Below are 10,222 nucleotides of genomic sequence, written 5' to 3'. Positions count from 1 at the left end.
TTCCGGCGCAGTTAGCGCCCTACGTTGAGCAGTTCGTCGCTCGCACAGCGCAGCAGTACACGCACGACGAACCGGACCTTTCGGCCGAAGAACTGCTCAAACGGGCGGACTTGGCGCCGCTTACGGTAAGGCGCGGTCCGGGTCGTCCCCCGGCGGCGAAAGCAGACGAGACGCGGAAAAGCATTGTGCGCGCCGCCCGTCGAGTGTTTAGCGAACGTGGTTACGACGGCGCGACTTTCGAGGCGATCGCCGTCCGCGCCCGGCTGACCCGACCGGCGATCAACCACTACTTCTCCAACAAGCAGGTGCTGTACCGTGAGGTGGTGGACCGGACCAACGAACTCGTCGTCGCGGCCGGCATCGAGCGGGCCCGCCGCGAGACGACCCTGACGGGGCGGATGGCGGCGTTCATCTGCGTCGCGATGGAGGCGGATGCCCAAAATCCTTCCACGGCAGCGTTTCTGGCCACCGCCGCGCTGGAGTCGCAGCGGCATCCGGAATTGATCCCAACTGAGAACGATGCCGTGCAGATCACTCGGGAATTTCTGATTTGGGCCGCCACCGACGCGATCGAACAAGGCGAAATCTCCGCCGATATCGATGTCTCGTCGTTGGCCGAAGCGTTGTTGGTCGTGTTGTGCGGTCTGGGGTTCTACGCCGGTTTTGTCGGGAGCTACCAAGAGATGGAAACAATCATCGCGTCGTTGGGGCAGCTGATGACCGGCACTATCTGGCAGTCCAGGAGCTAACCGGCACCGGACCCGATCCGCGCGCGGTGATGTGGCGCACAAAGCGCATAGGCTGCCTAACTTATTCGGGTACCATGGTCGGGACATGACTGATCTCGACGACCCGTCTTCGTTGCCTCCGTCGTTACGAACCGCCGGCGACAGCTGGGCCATCACCGAACTCGTCGGCGCCACCGCATTGGGAGTCGCCGCCGGTCGCGCCGTCGAAACGGCTGGGGTCAATCCGCTGATTCGCGACGACTTCGCCGGCATCTTGGTGTCCTCGGCCGGGCAGCCCTGGGCCCGGCTGGCCGACCCCGAGCTGGCCTGGCTCGACGACGATCAGCACGGGAAACGGGTGCATCGGCTTGGTATCGACTACCAGGCGGTGCGCACCCACTTCTTCGACGACTACTTGCGCAGCGCCGTCGACGACGGCATTCGGCAGGTGGTCGTCCTCGCCGCGGGGCTGGACTCGAGGGCCTACCGGCTGAATTGGCCGGCGGGCAGCACGGTCTATGAAATCGACCAGCCCAAGGTGCTCGAGTACAAGACTGGAATCCTCGGCGCGCATGGCGCGGTTCCCGCGGCCGGGCGACGCCCGGTCCCGGTGGATCTGCGCGACGACTGGCCGGCGGCGCTGGTGGCCGCCGGATTCGACCGCACTCAACCCACCGCATGGCTCGCCGAGGGCCTGCTGCCCTACCTGCCGAGCGACGCTGCCGATCGGCTCTTCGAGGAGTTCACCGCGCTCAGCGCGCCGGGCAGTCGAGTTGCCGTCGAGGTGTTCGGCATGAATTCCAGCAGCAACACGAACCGCTGGAAGCGGATGCGGGAGCGGCTAGGTCTGGATGTCAATGTCGAAGCGCTCACCTACCACGAGCCCGACCGTTCGGACGCCATTGGTTGGCTGGCCGAGCACGGCTGGCAGGTGCACAGCGTGAACAACCGCGACGAGATGGCCCGACTGGGCCGCCCGGTACCCGAAGACCTGGCCGACGAGGCCGTCCGCAGCACGCTGCTGCGAGCGCATCTCGGATCGATTCAAGGAGCGACGCGATGAGTTCACTGCGCACCCACGACGACACCTGGGACATCAAGACCAGCGTCGGAACGACGGCCGTGATGGTCGCCGCGGCCCGGGCCGTCGAAACCGAGCAGCCCGATCCGCTGATTCGCGACCCCTACGCCAAGCTGCTGGTCACCAGCGCGGGGGCCGGCGTGATGTGGGAGGCCATGCTCGACCCGACGATTGCGGAGAAGGTGGAGGCGATCGACGCCGAATCCGCGGCCCACCTGCATCACATGCGCGGCTATCAGGCGGTGCGGACGAACTTCTTCGACACCTATTTCCTCGATGCCGTCGCCACCGGAATCCGGCAGGTGGTGATTCTGGCGTCCGGGCTGGATTCGCGTGCCTACCGACTGGACTGGCCGGCCGGCACCACGGTGTACGAGATCGACCAGCCCCAGGTGCTGGCGTACAAGTCCACGACGTTGGCCGAAAACGGCGTGACTCCTTCGGCCGACCGCCGCGAGGTGGCCATCGACCTGAGGCAGGACTGGCCGGCCGCGTTGCGTGCCGCGGGGTTCGACCCGACGGCGCGGACCGCGTGGCTGGCCGAGGGGCTGTTGATGTACCTGCCGGCCGAAGCGCAAGACAAGTTGTTCACCCAGATCGGCGAGTTGAGTTCGCCGGGGAGCCGCGTCTCGGCCGAAACCGCACCCGCGCACGCCGACGAAAGGCGCCAGCAGATGCGCGAGCGGTTCAAGAAGGTATCCGAAGAGCTCGGGCTGGAGCAGCAGAACGTCGACGTCGGGGAGCTGATGTACCGCGACGAGCACCGCGCCGACGTCACCGACTGGCTCAACAACCACGGCTGGCGCGCCACCGCGCAGCGCTCGACCGACGAGATGCAGCGGCTGGGCCGCTGGATCGAGAATGTCCCGCTGGCCGACGACAAGGATGCCTTCTCCGACTTCGTGGTCGCGGAGCGCCTGTAATGCCGCGCACCGCGGACGACTCCTGGGACATCGTAACCAGCGTCGGGGCGACCGCGGTGATGGTCGCACTGGCCCGCGCCCGCGAAACCGCCAGCGCCGACCCGCTCATCCGGGATCAGTTCGCCGAGCCACTGGTGTCGACACCTGAGCTCGAAGGGGTGCGGGAGCAGGTGGCGGCCTGGTGGGCCGGAGACCGCGAGGATGAGGTGGACTTCGCGGTCGGCGCCCAGCAGATGATCAACTACCAGGCGGTGCGCACCCACTTCTTCGACGCGTACTTCACCGAGGCCACTCAAGCCGCCGGCGCCGGTATTCGGCAGGTGGTGATCCTGGCGGCGGGTCTGGATTCGCGTGCCTACCGGCTGGCGTGGCCGGACGACACCGTTGTGTACGAGATCGACCTACCCAGGGTGCTGGAGTACAAGGCCGAGACGCTGGCCCGGCACGGGGCCGAGCCGACGGTGGACCGGCGAGCGGTGCCCGTCGACCTGCGTCACGATTGGCCGCAGGCGTTGCGCGATGCCGGTTTCGACCCTGCCCGGCCGACGGCGTGGCTGGCCGAAGGGCTGTTGCCGTTTCTGCCGGCCGCCGCGCAGGAAGCCATGTTCGACTCGATCGACCAGCTGAGCGGGCCCGGCAGCCGGGCGGCCGTTGAAATCTTCGGTGCCGACGAAGAGAAACGCAAAGAGGCCGAAGAGAAGTGGGCCGAGCTGCGGGCCAAACGCGAAGCGCGCGGGGAAGACACCTCGTTCAACCCGTTCGACCTCTGGTTCGATCACGGGGGCCGCTCCGAGCCGGCGGATTGGTTCGACGCGCGGGGCTGGACCACCGCGTCGGTGAGTGCTCGCGACGAAGCGACGCGGTTGGGCCGGCCGCCGCAGTCGGATGCGCGGCCGTTTGTGAACAGCTTCGTCACGGCCACCAAGCCCTGACCCCAGCGCCGACGAGCGGATCCTTCCCTACTGCTCTCCCGACCAGATGGTTAGGATCGCGGTTATCACCTATGAGCGGCCGCGACGTAGCGCGGGCACTTTCGGGGATATCCGAGAAGGGAAGACAGCGATGACGACCGAATCGGTTGCACCGAAGACGCAAGAACCCGAGCACGAGGCCTCAACCGGCGTCGCCGAAACGGTGGCCCGGCTGCGCAAGACCTTTGCCAGCGGGCGGACCCGCAGTGTCGAGTGGCGCAAGCAGCAGTTGCTGCAGCTGCAGAAGCTGATGGAGGAAAACGAGGACGCGATCACCAAGGCGCTCGCCGAGGACCTGGACCGCAACCCGGTCGAAGCCTTCATCGCCGACGTCGCGACGACGGTCGGCGAGGCGAAGTACGCGGCCAAGAAGGTGCGCAAATGGATGCGCCGCAAATACCTGCTGCTGGAGTTGCCGCAGCTGCCCGGTCGTGGCTGGGTGGAGTACGAGCCCTATGGCACGGTGCTGATCATCGGCGCCTGGAACTACCCGTTCTACCTGACGCTGGGCCCGGCGGTCGGGGCGATCGCCGCTGGAAACGCCGTGATCCTGAAGCCCTCGGAAATCGCCGCGGCGTCGTCACGGTTAATGGCCGAGCTGGTTCCCCGTTACCTCGACCGCGACGCGATCGCGGTGGTCGAGGGCGACGGCGCGGTGAGCCAGGAGCTTATCGCCCAAGGCCTAGACCGTGTCATGTTCACCGGCGGCACCGAGATCGGCCGCAAGGTCTACGAGGGTGCCGCCCCGCACCTGACTCCGGTCACCCTCGAGCTCGGCGGCAAGAGCCCGGTGGTCGTGGCGGCCGACGGCGACATTGACGTCGCGGCCAAGCGGATCGCCTGGATGAAGATCCTCAATGGCGGCCAGACCTGCGTCGCCCCCGACTACGTGCTGGCCGACGCCACCATCCGTGACGAGCTGGTCAGCAAGATCGGCGCCGCCCTCACCAAGTTCCGGTCCGAGGACGACCAGGCCGGACTGCGCATCGTCAACCAGCGTCAGTTCGACCGGTTGAGCGGATACATCTCCGAGGCGGAAGCCGACGCTCAGAGCGGCGGAAAAAGCACAGTCGCCGTGGGCGGCAAGTGCGACGCGTCGAACCTGCGTATCCAGCCGACCGTGGTCGTCGACCCCGACCCCGACGGGTCGTTGATGAAAAACGAGATCTTCGGGCCGATCCTGCCGGTGCTCACCGTCAAATCTCTCGATGACGCAATCGGTTTCATCAACGCTCGGCCCAAGCCGCTGTCGGCGTACCTGTTCACCAAGTCACGTGACACCCGCGAGCGGTTCATCAAGGAGGTGCCGGCCGGCGGCATGCTGGTCAACCACCTCGCCTTCCAGGTGTCGACGGCCAAGCTGCCGTTCGGCGGCGTCGGCGCCTCGGGCATGGGTGCGTATCACGGCAAATGGGGATTCGACGAGTTCAGCCATCGCAAGTCGGTGCTGACCAAGCCGACCCGGCCCGACTTCTCGAGCGTCATCTACCCGCCCTACACCGAGCGCGCGTTCAAGCTGGCTCGCCGGATGTTCTGATTGTTGTTCGCCCCGAATCTTGGTTTGCCAACTTCCCAGTCGCAGAAAGGAACCTGATGCCAGGAGTGCAGGATCGTGTCGTCGTCGTCACCGGAGCCGGTGGGGGATTGGGGCGTGAGTACGCCCTGACCCTCGCCCGGGAAGGCGCCAGCGTCGTCGTCAACGACCTCGGTGGAGCCCGCGACGGCACCGGCGCCGGATCGGCGATGGCCGACCAGGTCGTCGCCGAGATCCGCGACGCGGGCGGCCGCGCAGCCGCCAATTACGACAGCGTCGCCACCGAGGAAGGCGCGGCCGGCATCGTCAAGACCGCCCTCGACGAGTTCGGCGCCGTGCACGGCGTGGTGAGCAACGCCGGAATCCTGCGCGACGGCACCTTCCACAAGATGACGTCGGAGAACTGGGATGCGGTGCTCAAGGTGCACCTCTACGGCGGGTACAACGTGCTGCGCGCGGCTTGGCCGCATTTCCGCGAGCAGAGCTACGGGCGGGTGGTCGTCGCCACCTCCACCAGCGGGCTGTTTGGCAACTTCGGCCAGACCAACTACGGCGCTGCCAAGCTCGGTCTGGTCGGACTGATCAACACGCTGGCGCTCGAGGGTGCCAAGTACAACATCCATGCCAACGCGGTCGCCCCGATCGCGGCCACCAGGATGACCGAAGACATCCTGCCGCCCGAGGTGTTCAAGAAGCTCACTCCCGAGTACGTCGCGCCCGTGGTGGCCTACCTGTGCACCGAGGAAAACCCCAACAACGGTTCGGTTTTCGTCGTCGGTGGCGGCAAGGTGCAGCGGGTCGCGTTGTTCCAGAACGAAGGCGCCAACTTCGACACGCCGCCGTCAGTGGATGACGTCGCCTCGCAGTGGGACAAGATCACCGACCTCTCTGGAGCTAAGCAAGCCAACTTCAAGCTGTAGCGTCGATGAAAGCCTGTGTCGTACAAGAGCTGTCGGGCCCAGACGGCATGGTCTACACCGATATCAACGACGTCTCCAGCGATGGTGGCAACGTCGTCATCGACGTGCGCGCGGCCGGCGTGTGTTTTCCGGATCTGCTGCTCACCAAGGGCGAGTACCAACTGAAGCTGCCGCCCCCGTTCGTCCCCGGGATGGAGGCCGCCGGCGTCGTGCGTTCGGCACCGGAGGACTCGGGTTTCAAAGTCGGCGAACGGGTTTCGGCGTTCGGGATTCTGGGCGGCTACGCAGAGCAGGTGGCCGCACCGGCGGCCAACGTCATCCGCAGCCCCGATGAACTCGATGACGCCGAAGCGGTGTCGTTGTTGGTGAACTACAACACCATGTACTTCGCGCTGGCGCGCCGCGCCGCGATGCGGCCGGGCGACACCGTGCTGGTACTGGGGGCTGCCGGCGGGGTGGGCACGGCAGCCGTCCAGATCGCCAAAGCGATGGGTGCCAGCCAGGTGATCGCCGTCGTGCACCGCGAAGGCGCCCTCGACTACGTCTCCTCGCTCGGCGCCGACCTGGTGCTGCCCTTGACCGAAGGCTGGGACGAACGGGTACGTGAGCACACCCATGGTCAGGGCGTGGACATCGTCGTCGATCCCATCGGTGGCTCCACTTTCGACGACGCGATCCGCGTGCTGGCCATCGACGGCAAGCTGCTGGTGATCGGCTTCGCCGCAGGCGGCATCCCCACCGTCAAGGTCAACCGGCTGCTGCTGCGCAACATCAGCGTGGTGGGTGTCGCGTGGGGCGAGTACCTCAACAAGGTCCCCGGCTCGGCGGCCCTATTCTCCTGGGGGCTGAGCCAACTGGTTTTTTTAGGGCTGAAACCACCTCCGCCACAACGCTATCCGTTGTCGGAAGCCCAGGCCGCGTTGCAGTGCCTGGCCGACGGCGGTGTGCTCGGCAAGCTCGTTCTCGAGCCGTAGATCTAGAGAGACACCGTCCCGGGCGGCGCCGGTGTCACACCCTTGATGTCGTCAATGATCTGTTGGGCCGCGTGCTCGAGGACTCGGAGTTCGAAGCCGCCGAAGAGCGTCAGCAATGCCGTGTCGACAGCAACTGGCGCGCCGAATGCATAGACCAGCCCCCCGACTGGGTCACCGTTGATCGCTTGCTGTATCCCGTTCAAAAACAGGTCGAAGTCATAGGCCGGGACAGAGGTCAACAGCGCATTCACGATGTCGGCTGTCGGAAGCAGGGTGGCGTAGGCGTCCGACGCCACAGCCGAGACCGTATTAGCGAAGCGGGTGTTCGCCGCCTCCAGGGCCTCGATAAAGCTGTCGGGAGAGGACAGGGCCGACGTCAGCCCCGCCACACCCGTTGACAGGTGGCTGGACACCGATCCGATCGTCGACTCCACGTGGGACAGGGAAAGGCTCGGCGGCGACGTGATAAGTCCCCTGAGGTCGGCCTGGAAAGCGGCAACCCCTTGGTGGGTCCCGGTGACCAGAGCGCTGACAACCTCGTGTGCGGGAACCCGCGGGAGCACGCCGAACGGCGTGGCAACATTCGGCGGGTCGGGTGACCAGCCCTGGATGGTGCTGCCGTAGCCCAGGTCGACGAGGACTGTCAGGTCGGGTTGCAGCAGGTCTGCGATTGGTTTGCCGATGACCGGTATCGCACGCACCGGATCCAAAAGCGGCAGACCCTGCAGGCCTGGAGACAGCAGATCCGAGGTCGGAACAATGAAGTACTCGGTCTGGGTAGGGCCGACCGTATTCGTCAATTGGACAGCGTTCGCGAGCTCAGTGCGTGTGAGGAACGGATATTGGCCGTGCAAGGTGAGGATGCCGATAAAGGCGTTGAGATCGGAGAAGACTTCAATCGGGTATTGCGGGAAGTCGGCGAAGCCGTCGTACTCGATCGTGTAAATGTGCGTCGGGAAGGAATTGTCGGGCGTCGCGGTGCCGAACGTGAAGCCCAGACGCATCCGTCGCGGCCGCTGCGATCAATTGCGGCTGCGTGAGCAAGCTCGTCATCGGCTATTCCTTCACGACCACGTGTTTTTACCGGGCCACCGCGGAGCCGGCGCTAGTGAGCTAAAGGCTAATTCCGAATGCGTTTAACAGCACTTCAAGCTCGATACCACCTGCGAGTGTGAGCAATCCCGTGTCGGCAGCAATCGGAGCGACGAGTGCATATTGCAATCCACCAAGAACGTTCCCGTCGATCGCTTGCTGGATCCCGCTCAGGAACAGGTTGACGTCATAGGCCGGGATTGTGGTAACCAGGGCATTCACGATGTCTGCCGTCGGAAGCAGAGCTCCGTAAAGATTCGCCGCGGTAGTCGAGATCCCGTTGGCGAAGTTGGTGACTGCCCCCTGGATATCCCCGATGATGCTGTCGGGCGACAAGCTCGCCGCCACCGCCGATGTCAGCGCCGGCAGCGACACGCTCCCTCCGCCTGTTGCTGATATCGACGCCAGCGAGTGGGAAACGTTGGACAGCGACGTCGCGGTTTCTGCATGGATGTCGCTCACGAAGGCGGTGGTCCCCTGGTGGGCTCCGTGGATCAGGTCCTGAGCGATCAGGGCCTGGCTGTAGTGGGGGAATAGCCCGAAATACGTCTGCACGTCCGCCGGTCCTTGGCTCCAGCCATAGTTCGGGTTCCCGTAGCCGAGATTCACGATCGTCGTCAGATCCGGTTGCAGCAGGTCGGCTAGTGGGTTGCCGATGCCCGGTATCAACCGCAGCGGATCCAACAGCGGCAGACCGTTCGGCGTGGTGATCATGTAGTAGTTGGTTACGCCGGTGTAGCCCGGAGACGTCGGCAATGTCTGAATGTTGTAGCCAGGGGGAAGCGCCGACGGATTCAGGCTCGGGTAGGTGCCGTGCACAAAGGCGATGCCCAGAAACGCGTTCAGATCGGAAACGAAGTTGATCGGGTATTGCGGGAAGTCGGCCCATCCGTCGTATTCCAGCGTGTAGATGTTGGTCGGGTAGATGGTGTTCGAGGGCGTCGCGCCGTATAACGTCAACCCCAGACTCGGGAACGTTAGCGGCTGACCTCCGAAGCCCGGGTAGCGCGCGAAAAAGCCGCCGTTGGGATTCATCTGATCACCCAGCAGGGTGAAGCCGAGTTGATTTGCGGTGGGCGGGTTCGGGTTGAGCAAGGGGTTCGCGAGGTTCAACATTTCCAGCGAGGAGATGTCGGCGCTCTGCGAGTAGCCGAGAACGGCAACGCTGCCCGTGGGGTTGTTGGCTAGCGTGCTTTTGATCGCGCTGTCGAGGATCTGCAGGCCCTGGCTTATCGATGTGTTGAGGGGCAAGCTCTTGAGAATGAGGGGGTAGTAGCCTTCGGGCGTGAACAGGGGGTTTGCGTTAGAGGGCAGCACATTGAAGTTGTGGTTGACGTAGTTGAGAACGGCAGTGACGTAGGACGGAGGGGGGATCGGCAGGCCGCTGCCGCCCATGATCAAACCAATGGTCGTTCCCTGCAATGTCGGCTGCGGTGTCGGAGTCGGTGAGCCGAGGATTGGGCCGACAGGTCCGCTGAACAAGTGTCCCAGCGCGCTGGAGATCGCGCTGGCGTTGGCGGCCTCGGCCGCTTCGTAGGCGTTCCCGACGGAGGCCAACGTCGCAGCGAACTCCTCATGGAACACGCCTGCCTGATTGAGGACCGCCTGATACTCCTGGGCGTAGCCGCCAAACAGCTTTGCGGTGGCCGCTGAGACCTCATCGGCGGCCGCAGCCGTCACACCGGTTGTCGGGCCTGCGGCGGCCGCTCTGGCCTCGCTGATCGCCGACCTGATTTCCGCTACGTTCCTGGCCGCCGTCTCCACCAATTGCGGTTCCGTGAGCAAGCTTGTCATCGGCTGTTCCCTTCACGACAGAGGTATCCGCCTGTGGTACCGACGACGCTGTGAAACCGATGACCCAGCGAACTCGGCCATCGCGGTGCCGGCACTGAGTACCTTAGGCCGACTTCGTTAGTATGTCCGCGATTTACCCTTTGTTTTTACGCCCGTCCCGGCAATCTTCGGTGGCTGTGACAACCCGGTCGGGAGCACCGTGCAA

The 10,222-nt window shown here is 65.0% G+C and carries 9 protein-coding genes; 7 read left to right on the top strand and 2 right to left on the bottom strand.

What is annotated here, in order from left to right:
- Nucleotides 1–110 precede the first annotated feature (110 nt).
- From ACLP9N_RS10025 to ACLP9N_RS09995, 7 genes are all read left to right on the top strand, one after another.
- Entirely contained in the window at nucleotides 111–749 is a 639-nt protein-coding gene (locus tag ACLP9N_RS10025) for a TetR/AcrR family transcriptional regulator (protein ID WP_442407261.1), read from the top strand.
- A gap of 85 nt (nucleotides 750–834) precedes the next feature.
- Nucleotides 835–1,791 carry a class I SAM-dependent methyltransferase gene (locus ACLP9N_RS10020; protein ID WP_442407258.1) on the top strand — a complete coding sequence of 319 codons (957 nt, stop codon included), beginning with the start codon at nucleotides 835–837 and terminating at the stop codon, nucleotides 1,789–1,791.
- A 5-nt stretch (nucleotides 1,792–1,796) separates the two neighbouring features.
- On the top strand, nucleotides 1,797–2,732 hold the full coding sequence (locus tag ACLP9N_RS10015; protein ID WP_442407260.1) for a class I SAM-dependent methyltransferase: 936 nt from the start codon (nucleotides 1,797–1,799) through the stop codon (nucleotides 2,730–2,732).
- Complete coding sequence (locus tag ACLP9N_RS10010; RefSeq protein WP_442407257.1) at nucleotides 2,732–3,664, top strand: SAM-dependent methyltransferase; 933 nt, start codon at nucleotides 2,732–2,734, stop codon at nucleotides 3,662–3,664. The genes ACLP9N_RS10015 and ACLP9N_RS10010 overlap by 1 nt, the downstream gene beginning before the upstream one ends.
- 130 nt (nucleotides 3,665–3,794) lie before the next feature.
- Nucleotides 3,795–5,240, top strand: coding sequence for an aldehyde dehydrogenase family protein (locus ACLP9N_RS10005; protein WP_442407256.1), 1,446 nt, complete (start codon nucleotides 3,795–3,797; stop codon nucleotides 5,238–5,240).
- A 56-nt stretch (nucleotides 5,241–5,296) separates the two neighbouring features.
- A complete protein-coding gene (locus ACLP9N_RS10000) occupies nucleotides 5,297–6,157 on the top strand; it encodes an SDR family oxidoreductase (protein WP_442407255.1) in 861 nt (286 codons plus the stop codon).
- Nucleotides 6,158–6,162: 5 nt separating this feature from the next.
- Complete coding sequence (locus ACLP9N_RS09995; protein ID WP_442407254.1) at nucleotides 6,163–7,131, top strand: NADPH:quinone oxidoreductase family protein; 969 nt, start codon at nucleotides 6,163–6,165, stop codon at nucleotides 7,129–7,131.
- A 2-nt stretch (nucleotides 7,132–7,133) separates the two neighbouring features.
- On the opposite strand, the gene ACLP9N_RS09990 is transcribed toward ACLP9N_RS09995, so the two are convergent.
- Nucleotides 7,134–8,135 (bottom strand): PE-PPE domain-containing protein, encoded by a 1,002-nt coding sequence (locus ACLP9N_RS09990; RefSeq protein WP_442407253.1) that lies wholly within the window; start codon nucleotides 8,133–8,135, stop codon nucleotides 7,134–7,136.
- 109 nt (nucleotides 8,136–8,244) lie between these two features.
- Complete coding sequence (locus ACLP9N_RS09985) at nucleotides 8,245–10,017, bottom strand: PE family protein (protein ID WP_442407252.1); 1,773 nt, start codon at nucleotides 10,015–10,017, stop codon at nucleotides 8,245–8,247.
- Nucleotides 10,018–10,222: the final 205 nt, after the last annotated feature.

The sequence above is a fragment of the Mycobacterium sp. genome, assembly GCF_052144515.1.
GTDB lineage: Bacteria > Actinomycetota > Actinomycetes > Mycobacteriales > Mycobacteriaceae > Mycobacterium.
This window is presented reverse-complemented; position numbering and strand designations above follow the sequence as displayed.

Coding starts and splice junctions, on each gene's coding strand:
- ACLP9N_RS10020 (WP_442407258.1), top strand. CDS start 835: ATGACTGATCTCGACGACCCGTCTTCGTTGCCTCCGTCGTTACGAACC.
- ACLP9N_RS10005 (WP_442407256.1), top strand. CDS start 3,795: ATGACGACCGAATCGGTTGCACCGAAGACGCAAGAACCCGAGCACGAG.
- ACLP9N_RS10000 (WP_442407255.1), top strand. CDS start 5,297: ATGCCAGGAGTGCAGGATCGTGTCGTCGTCGTCACCGGAGCCGGTGGG.
- ACLP9N_RS09990 (WP_442407253.1), bottom strand. CDS start 8,135: ATGCGTCTGGGCTTCACGTTCGGCACCGCGACGCCCGACAATTCCTTC.
- ACLP9N_RS09995 (WP_442407254.1), top strand. CDS start 6,163: ATGAAAGCCTGTGTCGTACAAGAGCTGTCGGGCCCAGACGGCATGGTC.
- ACLP9N_RS10010 (WP_442407257.1), top strand. CDS start 2,732: ATGCCGCGCACCGCGGACGACTCCTGGGACATCGTAACCAGCGTCGGG.
- ACLP9N_RS09985 (WP_442407252.1), bottom strand. CDS start 10,017: ATGACAAGCTTGCTCACGGAACCGCAATTGGTGGAGACGGCGGCCAGG.